Origin of the sequence: Pleomorphomonas carboxyditropha, from assembly GCF_002770725.1 — a bacterium.
GTDB classification, from domain to species: Bacteria; Pseudomonadota; Alphaproteobacteria; order Rhizobiales; family Pleomorphomonadaceae; genus Pleomorphomonas; species Pleomorphomonas carboxyditropha.
Genome location: NZ_NQVN01000001.1, coordinates 18,185 through 36,786, shown reverse-complemented (window position 1 = coordinate 36,786; position 18,602 = coordinate 18,185). Strand labels below are relative to the sequence as shown.

Genomic DNA, 18,602 nt, shown 5'->3' with positions numbered 1-18,602 from the left:
CATCAGTCCAGCTTCTTTTTGAGAGAGCGGCGCGTCGCCGCGATCAGCACCACGGCGTAGAGCGCGAGGATGGCGCAGTCGCGCAGGATGTCCGGCCAGTAGTCGCCTGCCATGAAAAGGGTCTTGATCAGCCCCATGAAATGCGTCGCCGGCAGCACCTTGCTGACGACCTGGATCACCACGGGCACGTTGCGCAGGTCGAAGACGAAACCGGACAGCATCATGGCCGGCATGAAGCTGGTGAGCAGCGCCATCTGGCTGGCGGCGAATTGATTGCGCGTCGTGGCGGAGATGAAAAGGCCGAGACCGAGCGAGACCATCAGGTAGAGAAGCGAAGCGAGGATGATCACCCAGAGCGAGCCGCGCATCGGCACGTCGAACAGGTACCGCGCCGCCAGCAGGCACATCGCGAGGTCGATGGCGCCGATGACGATGTAGGGCGCCAGCTTGGCCAGCACCAGCTCCAGTGGCCGGACCGGCGTGACGAACAGCGATTCCAGCGTGCCGCGCTCCCATTCGCGTGCGACCAGCAGCGAGGTCAGGAAGGCGCCGATCAGCGTCATGACCAGCACCACCAGTCCCGGCACCAGATACCAGGTGCTTTCGCCGGCCTCGTTGAACCACATGCGTTGCACGACGACGACACTGGCGACCCCGGAGGGCTTGTTGCCGGCGCGATCGGCCTGCTGCTGCGCCGGAATGGCGAGGGCGCCGCTGACGTAGCCCTCGATGGTCGCGGCGGTATTGGAGTCGACGCCGTTGAGCAGCAGTTGCAATTGGGCATCGCCGGCGGCCAGCCGTCGCGAGAAATCGCCCGGCACGCGCAGGATGGCGTCGGTCTGGCCAGCCCGGATCATCTGCTCTGCCTCGGCCATCGATGTGGCCCAGGCGGGCGCCAGATAGGGTGAGCCCCGCATTCCCGCGACGGCATTGCGCGCGGTCGGAGAGCTGTCCTCCAGCACCACGGTCACGCGGGCGTCCTTCACGTCGAAGGAGAGGCCGTAACCGAACAGCAGAATGAGAACGACCGGCAGCAGAAGCCCGACGATCAGATTGCTGCGGTCGCGCAACATCTGCCGGGTTTCCTTGCGGGTGAGAGCGATCAGCCGGGTGGCGAAGCCGGAAGCGCTCATGCCGCCGCCTCCTTGGCGTCATGCTTGGCACGGCCCTGCTCGACGATGGCGATGAAGGCGCTGTTCATGTCCATGACGCCCGCGTCACCGGCCTGTTGGCGCACATCGCGCGGCGTGCCGAGCGCCAGCACCCGGCCGGCATCCTGGATGGCGATGCGGTCGCAATATTCCGCTTCCTCCATGAAGTGGGTGGTGATGATGATCGTCACCCCGCCTCCGGCAAGCGCCGTGATGGTCCGCCAGAACGCCCGCCGGGCGAGCGGATCGATGCCGCTGGTCGGCTCGTCCAGAAACAGGATGTCCGGCTGATGGATGAGGCCGGTCGCCATGGCGAGGCGCTGCTTGTAGCCAGCGGGCAGAATGCCGCTTTGCGCCGAGGGATCGAGGCCGAATTGCTCCAGGGACGCCGCCACGCGCGTCTTGAGCCTCTTTCCCCGAAGGCCATAGGCGCCGCCGAAGAATTCCAGATTTTCACGGACCGAGAGATTGCCGTAGAGCGCGAATTTCTGGGAGACATAGCCGATGCGCCCGCGCGCTGCCGCCCGCGCGGTGCGCAGGTTGAGACCGGCCACTTCCAGATGGCCGCTGGTGGCCGGCAGGAGGCCGCACAACATGCGGAAGGTCGTCGTCTTGCCTGCTCCGTTCGGGCCGAGCAGTCCGAATATCTCGCCGCGAGCGACGTCGAAGGAAGTACTGGCGACCGCCGTGAAGTCGCCGAACTTGCGCACGAGGTCACGCACGACGATCACCGGCTTGTCCTGATCGGCCTGCGCCGAAGCGGGTTCGGAAGCCGGCTGGTCGGTCAGTGCCGTCGCGACCTCGGCCTCTTCCTGCCGCAGGAGCATCATGAAGGCGTCTTCCAGTTCTTCCGGACGCGGCTCGATCGGCGCGTCGTGCAGCAGGTCCCGCAACCGCGCATCATCCGTCTCGGGCTGGCGGATGAAGCGGACGCTGCCGCCGCTCGGGACGGCATCGATGATGCGGTCCGGCGCGTCGATCAGCCTGGCTTGCAACTCGCGCGCCGGCATCCCCTCGGACGGCGTCGCGGTAAAGGTCAGGCCTTGCGCTCGTGTCCGCAGGGTTTCGGGCGCGCCCTCGGCCAGGAGCCGGCCCCTGTTCATCACGAAGACCTGCGCGCAACGCTCCGCCTCGTCCATGTAGGCGGTGCTGACGATCACGCTGAGATGTTCCTCGTCGACGAGTTGCTGCACGATCTTCCACAGATCGCGTCGCGACAGCGGGTCGACCCCTACGCTCGGCTCGTCGAGCAGCAGCAGATCGGGCGAGCGGACCAGCGTGCAGGCAAGGCCGAGCTTCTGTTTCATGCCGCCCGAAAGCTTACCCGCCGGCCGTTCGGTGAACCGTGCCATGTCGGTCATTTCAAGCATGCGGGCGAAGCGATCGCGCCGTTCCTGCTGCGGTACGCCGTGCAGGTCGGCATAGAGGTCCAGATTTTCCTGCACGCTCAGATCCTCGTAGAGGCCGAAGCGTTGCGGCATGTAGCTGATGCGGTCCTGGACCGACTGCGGATCGGCGGCGACATCCAGGCCGAGCACGCGCAACGATCCGGCGTCGATTTTCAGGAGTCCGGCGATCATCCGCATGAGAGTCGTCTTGCCGGCGCCGTCCGGACCGACCAGCGCGGTCAACTCGCCGGCACGCACCGTCATGGATATGCCGTCAACGGCGGCGACGGCGCCGCCATCGGGCGCCTCGAACGTCTTGCGCAGCGCTTCGACCGAGACGGTGATTTCGGCACCGTTCATGGCGCGGTCCCGGTCGCCAGACGAACGGTGGCCGGCTGGCCGAGGCGCAGGACATCCCCGGCATCCTCGACGACGACGCGCACTTCGTAGACAAGGTTGGTGCGCAGTTCCTCCGTCTGCACCGACTTCGGCGTGAACTCGGCAACCGACGAGATGTAGCCCACCTTGCCGGCGACAGGGCGATCCGGCTCACTGTCGGTGAACACCTCCGCCGCCATGCCCGGCCTGATCCGGCCGAGATCCGGCTCGCCGACGTAGACGCGCACCCACTTCGGCTCGGTGAGCGCCAGGGCAAGCACCGCCGAGGACGAGCTCACCATGTCGCCCGGCTCGTGCAGCCGCGAGCGCACGACGGCATCGACGGGGATGCGCAGCAAACCCTGATCGATCTGGAGACGCAGCAGGTCGAGACCCGCTTCCGAGGCCTTGAGCTCCGCCTCGGCGCCGGCGATCTCCTCGGCGCGGCTGCCGGCCTCCTCCAGTTGCAGGGCGGCGCGCAGCTCGCTGACCTTGGCTCCGGCAGCCCTGGCGTCCGCCTGCGCCTGGTCGTAGCTCTGCTGGCTGATGGTGCCATTGCCGGCCGCCTGCAGGCGGGTGGCGCGGGAAAGGTCCTGCTCGGCATGAGCGGCTGAAGCCTCGGCCGAGGCCAGTTGGGCGCGCACCTGGGCGATCTCTTCCGGACGCGGACCATTGCGGAGTTTCAGCAGGGTTTGCCGCTGGACTTCGACGTTGGCCTCGGTCTGTCGGGCCTGGATCTCCAGGGCGCGCGTATCGAGCCGGCCGGCGATCTGCCCGGCCTTTACCCGGTCGCCTTCCTCGGCTGTCAGCTCGGTGATCCGGCCACCGTTGTCAAACGCGAGGGACACCTGACGGATGTCGACATTGCCATGCAGCACCAGTTCACCGGTCTCATCGGCATCGCGATGGCTCCACCAATACCAGCCGGCGGCAGCAATCGCGGCGAGCAACAGGATGGCAACAAGGCTTCTCTTCATCTGCAAAATCCTAAATCGCCCAATCGATCCGGCGAACCAGATTTTAAATTTAAATTGGATTTAGAATATGACATTGCTATTGTCCAGTCCAAAGCGAGAGGAACGATTTTGGCACCCGACACCTGGCTTCGAGCGAAACGGAATGCCGCCCCTTGCACCTCCGGCGACGGCACGGTGAAGATTTGCCGGCCGGAAGGCGCATCCCTTACCGGCTGCCGGAGCCGGGCCTTGCCTTGCCGACACTCACCGCGCGCTTTCGGCACCCGGCTGGCGGTGCCGGGCTTCTCACTGTCGGCCGTGGTCCTTGCAATGGCGCTGACGGCTTGTGCCGCGCGCCCCGGTCCCGAAACCCTCGACCCCATCCCCAGTTCCCTGAAAGATGCAAAGAGCATCACCATTCTCGCGGCAACCGATCGCGCGCCGGCGCAGGTCACGCCGCCCGTCTACGGCGTCGACCGGGGAATATTGAGCTACGAAGCAATCACGATGCTCGAGAAAGCGCCGAACGGCGGGCCGTACCCCTCCGTACATTCTCCCGACACTGACCCGTCAGGTGACTTCGTCGCCACCGAGCGGCGGGCTCTCGACGAAACGGCATTCGCCCGACACGTCGCGAGCATGCAAAAAAAGGGGGGCGAGACGATCGTGATATTCGTCCATGGCTACAACTACAGCTATCAGGAGGCCGTTTTCCGGCTCGCCCAATTGAGCGCCGAAGCCGGGCAAACGATCATTCCGGTTCTCTTCTCCTGGCCTTCGCAGGCGAGCGTCGCGGGTTATGTCGCGGACCGGGATTCGACTACTTTCGCACGCGACGATCTTGCGCGGTTGCTGGTCATGCTGGGCCGATCGCGACCCGGCGGGCGGATTGCCGTCGTCGGCCACAGCATGGGCGCCTGGCTGGTCATGGAGGCGCTTCGGCAGCTCCGGCTCGAGGGCGAGAACGAAGTCATCGCTCACCTTCAAGTCGGGCTCGCGGCGCCGGATATCGATATCGACGTCTTCCGAAAACAAGCCGCCGCCGTCGGCCGTCTCTCCTCGCCGCTGACCGTGCTGGTATCGGCGGACGACCGCGCGCTCGCCATTTCGAGCCGGCTCGCCGGCGGAAGGCCGCGCCTCGGCTCGATGAGCGTCGACGACCCGCGAATCCTCGACATCGTCCGCTCGGATGGCATGCGTTTCATCGATATCACGACCATGCCCGCCAGCGACGGCTTCAACCACGATCGCTTCATAGCGTTCGCAGCACGCTATTCGGACGCCGCAAGGGACGGCGGATTGCCCGATGGCATCCGACAGGCCGGTGTTTATCTGCTAGATACCACCGGGCGCGTCCTGTCGGCGCCGTTCACGGGGGCGGCGCGGATCGTTGCCGGATCGCAATGATGTCCGGGCCATCGCGCCAAAGGCTTGAGGAAACAGGAAATGGGCTCGTTTGGATCGGCGCCATGAAAAAAGCAGTCCGCACCCAGCGCACCGATGGCGAGGCAACCTATCAACGCATACTCGAGGCGGCGGGAGAGCTGTTCGCATCGAACGGCTTTGCCGAAACGACGAACAAGATGATCGCTGCCCGGGCGGACGTGGACCTGGCCTCGATCAATTATCATTTCGGCAGCCGTGGCGGTCTTTACGAGGCGGTCCTCGTCGCGGCGCACCGTTATCTCATCAACATCGAAGATTTGCGCCGGATCGAGGCGCTCGAAGCGCCGGCACGCGACAAGCTGAGGAAATTGATCGAGGGACTGGTCGGCGCTGTGGTCGGCCATCGGGGCTGGCAGGCCAGGGTCCTGGGCCGGGAGTTGCTGTCTCCCTCATCGCATCTGCAAGTCCTGGAGCAGAAGGAAATTCTGCCGAAATTGCAGATCGTCCTGTCTCTGCTGAGCGAGATCACCACGATTCCCGCCGGTCATCCGGCTCTGAACCGGTGCCTGATCAGCATCGGAGCGCCCTGTGCCATGCTTCTGGTCGCCGGACGGAATCTGCCGATCCTTGCCGATCCCATTTTCGGCTCGCCGCGCCAGGATCTGGCGGATCATCTTTATGATTTTGCCATCGGTGGCCTCGAGGCCGTCGCGCGGAATTGCAGCGCGGCCAATTTCAACGGCAATCAGGGGTAGGCTTTCCGATCGCCCGCGGCCGTTCCGGCGATCGCCAGGATCGCCGGCCCCCCGGTGCTTCGCCGGGATCGTCGCCAAAGGCGGCGACCGGCCTGAAATCAGTCCTTGGCGCGCTCGACGTAGGAGGCGTCCTCGGTCATCACCACGATGCGGGTCCCGATGGTGATGAACGGCGGCACCATGGTGCGCACGCCGTTCGACAGGATGGCCGGCTTGTAGGAGGAAGCGGCCGTCTGGCCCTTGACCGCCGGCTCGGTCTCGGTGACTTCCAGCGTCACCCGCTGCGGCAGCTCGATCGACACCGGCACGTCGTTGTAGACGCCGATATGGCATTCCATGTTCTCGGCCAGGAAGGGCGCGCGGTCGCCGACCACGTCCTTGGACACGGAGATCTGCTCGTAGGTCTCCATCTGCATGAAGGCGAAGCCATGCTCTTCCTCGTAGAGGAAGGTGTAGGGACGCTCGTCGATCTGGGCGCGCTCGACCATTTCGGTGGTCTTGTAGCGCACCGACACCTTCACGCCGTCGTTGATGCGGCGCATGTCGATCTGCGTGGTGGGCGTGCCCTTGCCCGGATGGAAATTCTCGGCCAGCAGGACGACGTGGAGCTTGTCATCCAGCTCGACGACGTTGCCCTTGCGGATTTGGCTAGCGATGACCTTGACCATGACGTATCGGATATCCTGACAAAAGGGTGGCGTGGCCTCGAAGCGGTGGCTCCGGGCGTGCTTCGCGTCTCTCCTGACATTTTTGCAGCGGAAAAGGAAGAGGCGGAATGCACGAAACGGCCGGAGATTCGCCCTGGTGGTCGACCGAGCGCCATCTGGCCCGCCGTCCGTTCCTGGCCGCCCGGGGAGAGATCAAGCGCGCCGTCAGGGCCTGGTTCGAGGAGGCCGGCTTCACCGAGGTCGAATGCCCGGCGCTGCAGGTGTCGCCCGGCAACGAGGCGCACCTCCACGCCTTCGCCACCGAGAAGGTCGGCCCCGACGGCAGCCGGCAGCCGCGCTATCTCCACACCTCGCCGGAGTTCACGGCCAAGAAGCTGCTCGCCGCCGGCGAGAGCCGCATCTTCGATTTCGCCCGCGTCTTCCGCAACCGCGAGAAGGGGGCGCTGCATTCCTCCGAGTTCACGCTGCTCGAATGGTACCGGGCGAACGAGCCCTACGAGCAACTGATGGACGACGCGGTGGCGCTGATGCGGCTCGCCGCCACGACGCTCGGCCGCGACAAGTTCGTCTGGCGCGGCCGCACCGCCGATCCCTTCGCCGCGCCGGAAAAGCTCACCGTCGCCGAGGCCTTTGCCCGCTACGCCGGCATCGATCTGCTCGCAACCCTCACCGACGACCCCGGCGCGCCCGACCGCGACGGCCTGGCGGCGCAGGCAGGGGCGCGCGGCTACCGCGTCGTCGCCGACGACAGTTGGACCGACATCTACTCCCGCGTCCTCGTCGAGAGCATCGAGCCCAACCTCGGCATGGACAGGCCGACCATCTTCTACGAATACCCGACCTGCGAGGCCGCCCTCTCCCGCCCGGTCGCCGGCGACCCGCGCCTTGCCGAGCGCTTCGAGCTCTATGCCTGCGGCGTCGAGCTCGCCAACGCCTTCGGCGAGCTGACCGACCCGGCCGAGCAGCGCCGCCGCTTCGAGGAAGAGATGGACATCAAGGAGCGCATCTACGGCGAGCGCTATCCGCTCGACGAGGACTTCCTCGCCGCCCTCGCCCACATGCCCGAGGCCTCCGGCATAGCCCTCGGCTTCGAACGGCTGGTGGTGCTGGCCAGCGGCGCCCGCTCCATCGAGGACGTCGTCTGGGCCCCGGTTTAGATATAAGTAGATCATATGAGGATAAAATGAGCGATATTGTAAAGTCTTCCCTCATTATCGGGATCGCAATATTTCTCCACGGACTTCTGACCGGCGGAAGCATTTCCAGTTCGGATGGATTCACTTCCGTTAAATTGAGCGCATTCGGCACAGTTTCACTTTGTAATTATGGTCAGGGCTGCAAAAACTATTAGACGAAAATATTTGCAACAAGGCGGCTTCTTTAGCTCGTGATCTCTATGCGCGTGCCGTCCGGCGCGGCGATCACGGCTTCATAGAAGCCATCGCCGGTCCGGCGCGGGCCGGACAGAAGACACCCGTCGTCCCGGCAGCGGGCGGCGAGCGCATCGACCGCTGCGTCGCCGCCCAGCGAGACGGCGACGTGATCCCAGCCGGCCCGCTCGGCCGGCGACGCCGCCTCGACCCACGGCCTGGCCATCAGCTCGATAGCGCCACCGTCCGGCAACCGGATGAAGCGCGAGCGGAAGCCCGGCCGGTTGCGGCTCTCGTAGAGCTCGCCGACCTCGGCGTCGAAATGGCGGCGCCAGAAGGCGACGGCGGCGTCGAGATCGAGCGTCCAGAGGGCGACGTGGGCAAGGCGCATGCGTCTTCTCCTCAATGCTTGCGTCCCGCCACCCGGCCGGCCGTCAGCGTCACCAGCAGCATCAGCGCCGTCAGCATCCACAGCGAGGCGGGAAGGCTGGTCAGCTTGGCGACGAAGCCGATGCCGGCCGGACCCAACAGCACGCCGGCATAGCCGGCGGTGGTGACGGCGGTGACCGCCAGGCCGGACGGCATCACCGACTGGTTGCCGGCCTGCCGGAACAGCACCGGCACGATGTTGGCGAGCCCGACGCCGACCAGCAGGTAGCCGGCCATGGCGATAGCGGCGACCGGCGCCACCAGCACCACGGCGAAGCCGGCGATGCCGATGATGCTGCCCCAGAACAGCGTCGCCCGGTCGCCGAAGCGGCCGACCACCGCGTCGCCGGCGAGCCGCATCACCGTCATGGCGATCGAGAACACCATGTAGCCCATGCCGCCCTGCTCCGCCGCGACCAGACCGGCGCCGGTGAGATAGAGGGCGCCCCAGTCGAGCACCGCGCCCTCGACCAGGAAGACGATGGCCGTCAGCACGGCCAGCAGCAGCACGAAGCCGCGCGGCACGGCGAACAGCGGGCCGCCCCGGGCGCCGACCGCCGTGATCAGGCGCGGCGCGATCGCCAGCGTGGCGACGAGCATCAGCGCGGCGGCGACCAGCATGGTCGGCAGCGGCCCGAGCCGCACCGACAGCAGGAAGATGGCGAATATCGAGCCGATGAACCCGCCGACGCTGTAGAGGCCGTGGAAGCCGGACATCAGCGGCCTTTTCGCCGCCTTCTCCACCTCGACGGCGTGAATGTTCATGGCGACGTCCAGCGAACCCAGCGAGCCGCCGAACAGGAACAGCGCCAGTCCGAGCGTCAGCGGCGTCGACGCCACGGCGAGCAGCGGCAGGAAGACCGCCATGCCGATCGCCCCGCCGATGATGATCGGCTTGCTGCCGTAGCGGGCGCTCAGCATGCCGGTCATCAGCATGGCCACCACCGAGCCGATGCCGAGGCAGAGCAGCAGGAGGCCCAGCACGCCGTCGTCGACGGCCAGCCGCGCCTTGGCATAGGGAATGAGCGGCGCCCAGCAGGCGACGCCGAAGCCGGCCACCAGGAAGGCGAGACGGGTGGCAAGCCGGGTGGCCGGCCGATCTACGGATGTCATGCTGTCAAGCTCCGGAAATTCATGATGGGCCGCCGGCCGTCAGAATCTCGGCGCCGGTTCCCCTGAGGTCGGCGAGAAACGCCTCGGGCGCGCCCTCCTCGACGATAAAATGCGAAAAGGCGCCCGCCGGCGCGACGCGATAGGGCGCGCGGGCATCGAACTTGTCGCTGGTGACGAGCGCGGCGCTTTGCCGGCTCGCCGCCATCACGGCGCGCTTGAAGCCGGCATCGGCATGGTGCAAGGCGCCGACGCCATCGGCGGCCGTGAGGCCGCAGACGCCGATGAAGGAGAGATCGACGGCAAGGCACGACACCGCCTCGACGGCGACGGCATCGACCGCCCCGCCGATGGCGGCATCCACCGCCCCGCCGATCATCAGCAGGTCGATGTCCTGCCGGCCGAGCACGGCGGCGGCGACGTCCACCGAATTGGTCGCCACCGTCAGCCCGAAATCCTCCGGCAGCGCATCGGCCAGCGCCACATGCGTGCTGCCGGCGTCGAGGAAGATCAACTGCCCCTTCCCCACCAGCACCGCCGCCCGCGCCGCCAGCGCCCGCTTGGCGCCGACGCCTTCGCCGAGCCGCGCCGACAGCGGCCTCACCGGCAGCGGCAAGGCGCCGCCATAGACGCGGCGGCAGCGCCCGTCGGCGGCCAGCGCCCGGAGATCGCGACGGATGGCGTCCTCGGACACGCCGAACTCGGCGGCGAGCTGGACCGACGCCACCGACTGCCCCTCGGCGAGACGGGCGGCGATCAGATCACGGCGGGCAAGCGGCAGTTCCTCGGACATGCCGCCTTATAACGTGCACAAACGAGAACAACAACGCGTATAAACAAGTATGAATCGATTTTATGAATCGTTACATAGTGTCATTTTGCGCAGTGAGCAACCATCATATCGTTAGGAGGCAGTCACCGGTGGGCGGATTCAGGAAGGCTTTTTCTTTCCGGGGGAGCCCTATTCCAGCAGAACCCCATATGTGCCGTCCGCCCTTTTATGCCCGAGGTCCTACGCCTTCGCGTAGGATGACAACCTATCCTATTGTTCCATATATATAATTCACTGTCATCCTACGCGAAGGCGTAGGACCTCGGGCAGGAAGAGGCACAGGGCCGATATAGGACGCCCTATCGATCAAATGGGCATTTACCATCCCTCCTGCACCATGGAAGCCGCCCGCCTCTCCGGGGGGAGGCGAGGCGGGCGGCGCGTCGGCGTCGTCAGGGGGAGAGCCTGACGACGGCCGAGGGGGCGGTCTCCAACTGGTCGGCCACGGTTTGCCAGCTCTCGGCAAACGGGCCGTAGGCGGTCTTGATGTCGACGCCCACCGGCAGTTCGGGGCACTCGTTTTCGCCGTTCGAGCCCCAATTGACCCAGCCCGACTGGCGCCGCTGAACGATCTGGAAGGCACCGGAGGGAGCGGAGGTCCACCAGACCATGGCGCGCCCCGAAGCGACGTGAAATTCCGCCGTCTTGCTGGCCGGCCCGGGGAAGATCGTTTCATGCGGCACGGCCGACACGTCCACGGGCCGGTCGGCCAGCGTCCACGCCCGGTCGTTGAGGTCGGCCGCCACGTGGGCCGCCGCCCGCACCCGCGCCAGCCGCTCGGCAATCTCCGCCTCCGGCAACGCCTTTTCCCAGGCCGAGAACAGCCGCCAGTAGAGATCCCAATGCGCCTCGTCCATCCGGCTCAGCTTGTCGCGGAACGCGGCGAACTTGGGATTGTCGGTGGTGGCCTCGGCCAGTGTTTCGTTCACCATGTCGACCAGCAGCCCGGCATAGGGATCGCCGGCGCGGTAGCGCGTGCCGCCGTAGGCGGCGAAGCGATCGAAGACCAGTTGCCCTACCCCGCCCTCGAACTCGTCGCCGACGGTGATCTTGTTGGTGACCGAGCGGCCGTTGATCACCGTCTGGAAATCGTCCACCTGGTAGCGGCGCTGGAAATAGGGCGTGCCGTAGGTAAAGCGCCAGTCGATGGCGAAGCGCTTGCCGCGCAGCTCGGGCAGCAGGCCGTCCGGGATCGCCCCGCGCATGCGGTAGTGGTGAAGGAGCGGTCCGCGCTCGACGATTTCGATGTCGACCCTGGTATGCTCGGGCGGATTGATCAGGCCGTTCTCCGGCGTGAAGAAGGGGCCGTAAAAGCCGCCGATGGCGTTGTTGCCCGATGGCAGCAGCTCGAAACCGTCGGCAAGACCCTTGAAGTGGCGCACCCCCCATTTGGAGGCCCCGGTCCCCTCGGCGGTGCCGGAGCAAAGCTCCAGATCGAAGGCGCCGGTATCGAGGCGGGCGAAGCAGTCGGCCTCCCGCCCCGGCAGGACGCGAATGCCCGGCAGGGCGGCGGCCTCCGCGTCGGCCAGCGGCTCGCCGAGGGTGAGGCGGGCGGTTCCGGTGAAGCTCAGGCAGGCGACGAAGGCGGTATGGCCGTTGCCGGATCCATCGGAGAGGCGCTGGCAGGCGAGGCGCGTGCCGTCGGCGAGCGTTGCCCGGTAGAGCGGAGCGGCGAGATCGACGGGAACGGTGAAAACGACAGGCTCGCTCACGCGCGATCCGGCGAGCGGATCGGCGATATCGACGACGAGGGTCATGGGAACAATCTCCGGGAGGCGAAATGCGGGAAGCGATGCGGCGGCTTCAGGTCCGGGACGAGGTGGAACGGGACAACAGCGGCAGACGGAAGCTGAACCTGCGCTGCTTCAGGCTGTCGATCGCCACGGCCAGGATGATGACGACGCCCTTGATCAGCAGTTGGGTGAAGAAGGGCACGTTCATCAGGATCAGGCCCGTCGACAGCACGCCGAGGATCACCGAGCCGATCAGCGTGCCGACGATGCGGCCCCGTCCGCCGGCCAGTGCCGTGCCGCCGAGCACCACGGCGGCGATGGCATCGAGCTCGTAGCCGGTGCCGGCCGTCGGCTGGGCGGAAACGACGCGGGCGGCGAAGATGACGCCGGCAAGCCCGGCGCAGGCGCCGGCGAACAGGTAGACCGACGTGATGATCCGCTTGACGCGCACGCCGGCCAGCTTGGCCGCCTCCGGGTTGCCGCCGACGGCGTAGACATGCCGGCCGTAGCGCGTGCGTTCGAGCAGGAACCATGCCACCAGGTAGACGATGATCATGACGATCACCGGCACGGGAATGCCGGAAAAATAGCCGTTGCCGATGTCCCGGAAATTGAGGGCGCTCGACACGATCGGCTGGCCGGCGGTGATGGTGTAGGCGAGACCGCGCAGGAAGGTCATGGTGCCGAGCGTCACGATGAACGGAGCGAGCCCCATGTAGGCGCTGAGCGCGCCGTTGGCGAGGCCGCAGGCGGCGCCGACCACCATGCCGAGCATCACGGCCGCCGGCGCCGGCAGGCCGGCGATCGCCGAGATCACCGCGACGACCCCGGAAACGGCGATGATCGAGCCGACCGACAGATCGATGCCGCCCGTCAGGATCACGAAGGTCATGCCGGCGGCCAGGATGGCGTTGACCGATATCGACCGGGCGATATTGAGCAGGTTGTCGACGCGGGCAAAGTTGGGCGCGAACACAGCCATGAACACCACCAGCACGGCCAGCACCACCAGGATGCCGACGCGATCCCACCAGCGGGCGAAATCGAAGGGTTCGCGCTGGACCGGCTCGGCGGCGGGGCGAAGGTTTTCGGTATCTTTGGTCATTGGGTTCCTCCGTGGCCTCGGGCCGTCCGGTCGCCGGCCGTGCCGGTGGCATGGAACATCACGTCCTCCTCCGAAGCGGCGGCGGAGGCGAGTTCGCGAACGATGCGCCCGCCGCGCATCACCAGAAGCCGATCGGACACGCCGATGGCCTCGGGGAGATCGGAGGAAATCATCAGGATGGCCTTGCCGGCGCGGGCCAGCGCGTCGATCATCTCGTAGATTTCCCGCTTGGCGCCGATGTCGACGCCGCGCGTCGGCTCGTCGAGGATCAGCAGGCGGCTGTCGCGCAGCAGCCAGCGGGCCAGCACGGCCTTCTGCTGGTTGCCGCCCGACAGCGACTTCACCGGCAGATCGATGGCGTTGGCCCTGAGACGGAGGCGCGCCATCTCCTCGGCAACCGCGGCGTGGATGGCGCCGCGATGCAGGACGCCGGCCGTGACATAGCGATCGAGCGAACTGATGGCGACATTGTCCTCGACGCTGTGACCGAGGAACAGGCCTTGTTCCTTGCGGTTTTCCGGCACCATGCCGATGCCGTCGGCTATGGCGTCGACGCAATCCGACGGCGTGCTGGTCTTGCCGTCGATGCGGACGATGCCCGCATCCCGAGGATCGGAGCCGAAGATCAGCCGGCCGATCTCCGTGCGGCCGGAGCCGATCAGCCCCGACATGGCCACCACCTCGCCGGCGCGGACATGGAAGCTGACCGGGCCGACGCCGTTGCCGGCGAGACCCTCGACCTCGAGCACGATGTCGCCGGCCGTCCGCGGCGGATGGTCGTAGAGATCGCCCATCGGCCGGCCGACCATCATGCGCACCACGTCGGGCGGCGTGATGTCCTGCATCCTGGCGGTGCCAATATGGCCGCCGTCACGGAACACGGTGACCCGGTCGGCAAGCTGCCAGACCTCCTCCATGCGGTGGGAAATGTAGATCAGGCCGACGCCGGACGCCCGCATCTGGCCGATCAGTCGATAGAGCTGCTGCGCCTCGGCGCGCGACAGCGCCGCCGTCGGCTCGTCGAGCACCAGCACGCGGGCGTTCTCGCTGACGGCGCGGGCAATCTCGACCATCTGCTGCATGCCGATGCTGAGCGAGCCGAGGCGGCGCTGCGGATCGATGTCGGCGCCGATGCGGGCCAGCTTCTCCCGGGCCTGACGGTCGAGCGCCCGGCGGTCCAGCGTGCCGAACCGGGTGACCGGCTCGTGGCCGAGCGCCAGGTTTTCGGCGATGGTCATGTCGGGGACGGTGTTGAGTTCCTGGTGGATGATGGCGATGCCGTAGGCGCCGGCGTCGCGCGGCGAGCGGATCTCTATCTCCCGGTCGTCCATCAGGATGCGACCGGCGTCGCGCGGCTGGTTGCCGGCCAGGATCTTCATCAGCGTCGACTTGCCGGCGCCGTTCTCGCCCATCAGCGCATGCACCTCGCCCGCATGAAGATCGAAGTCGACCTTGTTGAGGGCGAGCGTCGGGCCGAAACGCTTGCTGACCTGCTCAAGTCGGAGCAGGGGTGGAGCGGAGAGGGTCATGTTTGCCTCGCTTCTGGCGACCGGCGCCCAGCCGCCCCGGCGGGCTGCCGGTCGGCATGGGAGGATGCCGGTCGCGCTCCGGCGGATGCTCCGGCGCCGTCAGACCGCCGCCGGAGCAAGGGTTCACCAGCCCGGATACTGCTCGACGTTCTTGCGATCGACGAGGACGCTGGGGATCAGCACCGTTTTCTGCTCCGGATTGTTGCCCTTGGTCATCTCGACGGCGATCTTCACCGCCTCCTCGACCATGACGCCCGGGCTCTGGGTGGCCGTGCCGATGAAGGGCGATCCCTCGCGCTTCAGTTCCTCGACCGCCTCCGGGCTGCCGTCGACGCCGGTCACCTTGATCTGGTCGGCCTTGCCGGCCTGCTCGACGGCGAGCACGGCGCCGAGGGCCGACGGGTCGTTCATGCCGAAGATGCCGGTGACGTCCGGATGGGCGGTCAGCATGTCGGTGGTCACCGCCAGGCCCGACGCCCGGTCGTTCTTGGAGGCCTGCTGGCCGACGATCTTGATGTCCGGATAGTTCTTGGCGACGTTGCGGCAGCCGGTGATGCGATCGATGATCGTCTGGATCGGCGTGCCGTCGACCAGCAGGACCTCGCCCTTGCCGCCCATCTGGGTGAACAGATAGTCGCAGGAGCGCTCGCCGGCCTGCACGGCGTCGGTCATGATCACCACGTCGGCGCCGTGGGCGGGCGTATCGACGGCGATGACGATGATGCCCGCCTCCTTGGCCCGCTGGATGGCCGGCTCGATGCCGGCCTCGTCGACGGCCGAGACGACGATCAGGTCGACGCCCTGCTGGATGAAGGCGTCGATCTGGGTGTTCTGGTTGGCGAGGTCGAGCTGCGCGTCCTGGGTGTTGAGCGTGGCGCCGATCTCGGCCGCCGCCTTCTTGGCGCCCTTGTCCATGGCCGAGAAGAACGGATTGGACATGTCCTGAACCATCAGGCCGATCTGCGCGATCTTTTCCGGCGTCTTGGCGGAGACGTCGGCGACTGTCCACCCAGCCGCCAGCACCACGGTCGAAACCGACATGGCCAGTCGGGCAAAGCGCTTGAGCATCATTATCGTTTCCTCCACTCGGCGGGCCGCCGTGACGTGACGGCCTGCGGGGTCTGCTCTTTTCGCGGGACGCACCCCGCGACATCGCGCTGCCGGACGGCGGCGCCGCCGGCCTCGCAAGTTCGGTATCGGTCGCGCCTTCTCTTCAGCGCGGACGTTCGTTGTCGACGTGACAGCCGCAGGAGCGGCGGACGATCAGCCGTCCCGCCACCTGCCGCCGGTATTCCGGCCGATAGACGGGAGATTGCGACTCTCCGCGCTTGGCGGCCTCGACCTGTTCGTTGATGATCTGGGCGAGCGTCTGGCCGGCCAGCCGGCCAATGGCCTCGCTGTCCTCGTCCAGCACGGTGAGCGGCGGATCGAGCAGCGAAGCCCAGGCGAACTCGTCGTAACCGATGACGGCCATGTCGGCCGGGATGCGGATGCCGCGATCGCGGATGAGGCGCAGCGCGCCGAGCAGCAGCGGATTGTTGCCGGCGATGAGAACGCGCGGAATACGCTCCGAACCGGCAAGATAGGCTTCGAGCGTGCGGAACGCCGAATCCTCGTCGTTTTCGCTCTCGAGCACCTCGACATGGGCGTTGTGCGAGCTCGCGGCGTCGCGGATGCCGCGCTCGCGGTCGATCCGCGTCGTCCACCGCCGTGGATAGACCAGGAACAGCCAGTCGCGGTAGCCGTGCTCGGCCAGATGGTCGCCGACCATCAGGCTGGCGTTGTAGTTGTCGGTGGTGACGCTCGGAAAGTTGGCGGATTCGGGCGGCGCCGAGTCGACGAAGACGATCGGAACGTCCCAGTTGGCGAGGAGCGCCGTGTTTTCGGGGCTGAGCGTCAGCGTGGTGATGACGCCGGCGGTGCGCGACTCGATCAGCCGCTGGACGATGCGATCCTCGAGGCGCGGGTTGTAGACGCCGTCGACGGCGACGTCGGCGATGATGACCGTCCAGTCGAAATGGCGCAGCGCCTGCTGAATGCCGGTCATCAGGTCGAGATAGTAGGAGTTGGCCGTGCTGGCGACGATGACGGCGATCGAGTCGCGGCTGCCGCGGCGCAACCCCTGCGCGGCGCGGTTGGGGATGTAGCCGATCTCCCGCGCGGCGGCCAGCACCTGCTCGCGGCTGTCGGCCGACACGCCGGGGGCGCCGCTGAGCGCCCGCGACACCGTGTAGGTCGACAGCCCGGTGACCCGGCTCACGTCGCGTATGGTGACCTTTCCCAAGCCAACCTCCATCATAAACGTTTATGAAGCCAGTTGAATCAACAGCATCGGGACACGCCACTTCCAGCGACGATCCTGACCCCAGGCTTCGCGTTTATACGGCAAAACCGTTAGCACCCTCGCCAGTCTCGGTCCGGGGCGGCCTATACGGCCACCCGGCTCGCCCTGGCGGACTACAATCTCGTCCTAAACGTTTATTTCCTCGCCCCATGAAATACCAGAACGGCATATGGACGTCAACATATTCTCCAGGCGGAGCTCAAGACTCCGGCGTTTGCGCTGAAAAATGGCATCGGGCCGCTCCGGCCCCATGTCGAACCGGCTGGAGGCTTTTTCCCAGGAGCACCCCTATATGCGCCTTCCGCCCTTTTCTGCCCGAGGTCCCACGCCTTCGCGCAGGAAGACAATCCATGGGGAGGGGGCAAGGATGGAGGGCGATGCGCTATCCGGCTGTTTCCTCTATATAAATCTGTCTTCCTACGCGCAGGCGTAGGACCTCGGGCAGGAAGAGGCACAGGGTCGATATAGCGCTCCAAGGAACAAGGCGCGCCCTATAACCCCCCGTACAAGCGAAGGGCACCTTTACGGCCACTTGGCGACCGGCGGCATGGAGGACAGGATGCTGTCGATGTTGCCGCCGGTCCTGAGGCCGAACACCGTGCCGCGATCGTAGAGCAGATTGAACTCGACATAGCGGCCGCGCCGCACCAGTTGCTCCTCGCGCTCGACCGCCGTCCAGGGCGTCCGCATGTTGGCGCGGACGAGGCGCGGGTAGATGTCTAGGAAGGCCAGCCCGAGGTCGCGGGTGTAGGCGAAATCGGCCGCCCAGCCGGCATCCGAGTGCAAGTAGTCGTAGAAGACGCCGCCGACGCCGCGCATCTCGTCGCGATGCTTCAGGTAGAAATACTCGTCGCACCAGGCCTTGTAGTCGGCGTAGTCGATGTGCGGATGGGCGGCAGTGGCCGCCTTCATCGCCGCGTGAAAGGCGATGGTGTCGGGGTCTTCCTGGGTGCGCCGGGCGTCGAGCATCGGCGTCAGGTCGGCGCCGCCGCCGAACCATTGGCGGCTCGTCACCACCATGCGGGTGTTCATGTGGACGGCCGGCACATGCGGGTTCTGCATGTGGGCGATCAGCGAGATGCCGCTCGCCCAGAAGCGCGGATCTTCCTCGGCGCCGGGCATCTGCGCCCGGAACTCCGGGGCGAATTCGCCGTGAACGGTGGAGACGTGGACGCCCACCTTCTCGAAGACGGCGCCGCGCATCAGGCTCATCACGCCGCCGCCGCCCGGCGCGCCGGTATGGTCGGTGCGCTGCCAGGGCGTGCGCACGAAACGGCCCGGCTCCACCCCGGCCGCCGCCGCGCCCTCGGCCTCGATCTCCTCGAAGACGGCAGAGATACGGTCGCGCAGCTCGGCGAACCAGTCGGCGGCGAGTGCCTTCTTGCCCTCGAGGTCGGGCGGCAGCGCGGTCGGCGCAAGAGAGGCGGCGCTGGTCGGCATAGACGGACACTCCGGTTTCACGGAGCGT

At 66.7% G+C, this 18,602-nt stretch carries 16 protein-coding genes; 3 read left to right on the top strand and 13 right to left on the bottom strand.

Features of this window, described 5'->3' with window-relative positions:
* Positions 1-2: 2 nt before the first annotated feature.
* Genes CJ014_RS00160 through CJ014_RS00150 form a run of 3 tightly spaced genes read right to left on the bottom strand, consistent with a single transcriptional unit; the run spans position 3 to position 3,894 of the window.
* Positions 3-1,133: an ABC transporter permease gene (locus tag CJ014_RS00160; protein WP_100078501.1), complete on the bottom strand. Its 1,131-nt coding sequence runs from the start codon at positions 1,131-1,133 to the stop codon at positions 3-5.
* Complete coding sequence (locus CJ014_RS00155) at positions 1,130-2,899, bottom strand: ATP-binding cassette domain-containing protein (protein WP_100078500.1); 1,770 nt, start codon at positions 2,897-2,899, stop codon at positions 1,130-1,132. Before CJ014_RS00155 ends, CJ014_RS00160 begins: the two co-directional genes overlap by 4 nt.
* A complete protein-coding gene (locus CJ014_RS00150) occupies positions 2,896-3,894 on the bottom strand; it encodes an HlyD family secretion protein (protein WP_100078499.1) in 999 nt (332 codons plus the stop codon). Before CJ014_RS00150 ends, CJ014_RS00155 begins: the two co-directional genes overlap by 4 nt.
* Before the next feature lie 108 nt (positions 3,895-4,002).
* Here CJ014_RS00150 and CJ014_RS00145 point away from each other — a divergent pair, with 108 nt between their 5' ends.
* Both CJ014_RS00145 and CJ014_RS00140 read left to right on the top strand, forming a co-directional pair.
* Positions 4,003-5,280: an alpha/beta hydrolase gene (locus CJ014_RS00145; protein ID WP_165790691.1), complete on the top strand. Its 1,278-nt coding sequence runs from the start codon at positions 4,003-4,005 to the stop codon at positions 5,278-5,280.
* Positions 5,281-5,342: 62 nt separating this feature from the next.
* The gene (locus tag CJ014_RS00140) at positions 5,343-6,014 is read left to right on the top strand and encodes a TetR/AcrR family transcriptional regulator (RefSeq protein ID WP_100078497.1); all 672 of its coding nucleotides are present in this window, start codon (positions 5,343-5,345) and stop codon (positions 6,012-6,014) included.
* Between the two features lie 98 nt (positions 6,015-6,112).
* Here the strand turns inward: CJ014_RS00140 and efp are convergent, their stop codons facing one another.
* Complete coding sequence (gene efp / locus CJ014_RS00135) at positions 6,113-6,682, bottom strand: elongation factor P (protein ID WP_100078496.1); 570 nt, start codon at positions 6,680-6,682, stop codon at positions 6,113-6,115.
* A gap of 107 nt (positions 6,683-6,789) precedes the next feature.
* Here efp and epmA point away from each other — a divergent pair, with 107 nt between their 5' ends.
* Positions 6,790-7,839 (top strand): EF-P lysine aminoacylase EpmA, encoded by a 1,050-nt coding sequence (epmA, locus tag CJ014_RS00130; RefSeq protein WP_100078495.1) that lies wholly within the window; start codon positions 6,790-6,792, stop codon positions 7,837-7,839.
* 223 nt (positions 7,840-8,062) lie between these two features.
* On the opposite strand, the gene CJ014_RS00125 is transcribed toward epmA, so the two are convergent.
* The 9 genes from CJ014_RS00125 to hemF all read right to left on the bottom strand — a co-directional run bounded on the left by CJ014_RS00125 (position 8,063) and on the right by hemF (position 18,574).
* On the bottom strand, positions 8,063-8,443 hold the full coding sequence (locus CJ014_RS00125; protein ID WP_100078494.1) for a VOC family protein: 381 nt from the start codon (positions 8,441-8,443) through the stop codon (positions 8,063-8,065).
* An 11-nt stretch (positions 8,444-8,454) separates the two neighbouring features.
* On the bottom strand, positions 8,455-9,594 hold the full coding sequence (locus CJ014_RS00120; RefSeq protein ID WP_100078493.1) for an MFS transporter: 1,140 nt from the start codon (positions 9,592-9,594) through the stop codon (positions 8,455-8,457).
* A gap of 19 nt (positions 9,595-9,613) precedes the next feature.
* Positions 9,614-10,384: a DeoR/GlpR family DNA-binding transcription regulator gene (locus CJ014_RS00115; protein WP_100078492.1), complete on the bottom strand. Its 771-nt coding sequence runs from the start codon at positions 10,382-10,384 to the stop codon at positions 9,614-9,616.
* 431 nt (positions 10,385-10,815) lie between these two features.
* Complete coding sequence (locus CJ014_RS00110; protein WP_100078491.1) at positions 10,816-12,180, bottom strand: hypothetical protein; 1,365 nt, start codon at positions 12,178-12,180, stop codon at positions 10,816-10,818.
* A gap of 46 nt (positions 12,181-12,226) precedes the next feature.
* The gene (locus CJ014_RS00105) at positions 12,227-13,261 is read right to left on the bottom strand and encodes an ABC transporter permease subunit (protein WP_100078490.1); all 1,035 of its coding nucleotides are present in this window, start codon (positions 13,259-13,261) and stop codon (positions 12,227-12,229) included.
* Positions 13,258-14,790 (bottom strand): sugar ABC transporter ATP-binding protein, encoded by a 1,533-nt coding sequence (locus tag CJ014_RS00100; protein WP_100078489.1) that lies wholly within the window; start codon positions 14,788-14,790, stop codon positions 13,258-13,260. Before CJ014_RS00100 ends, CJ014_RS00105 begins: the two co-directional genes overlap by 4 nt.
* A 123-nt stretch (positions 14,791-14,913) precedes the next feature.
* Positions 14,914-15,861 carry an ABC transporter substrate-binding protein gene (locus CJ014_RS00095; RefSeq protein ID WP_100078488.1) on the bottom strand — a complete coding sequence of 316 codons (948 nt, stop codon included), beginning with the start codon at positions 15,859-15,861 and terminating at the stop codon, positions 14,914-14,916.
* A gap of 142 nt (positions 15,862-16,003) precedes the next feature.
* Complete coding sequence (locus CJ014_RS00090; protein ID WP_100078487.1) at positions 16,004-17,074, bottom strand: LacI family DNA-binding transcriptional regulator; 1,071 nt, start codon at positions 17,072-17,074, stop codon at positions 16,004-16,006.
* A 582-nt stretch (positions 17,075-17,656) separates the two neighbouring features.
* On the bottom strand, positions 17,657-18,574 hold the full coding sequence (hemF, locus tag CJ014_RS00085; RefSeq protein WP_100078486.1) for an oxygen-dependent coproporphyrinogen oxidase: 918 nt from the start codon (positions 18,572-18,574) through the stop codon (positions 17,657-17,659).
* Positions 18,575-18,602 lie beyond the last annotated feature (28 nt).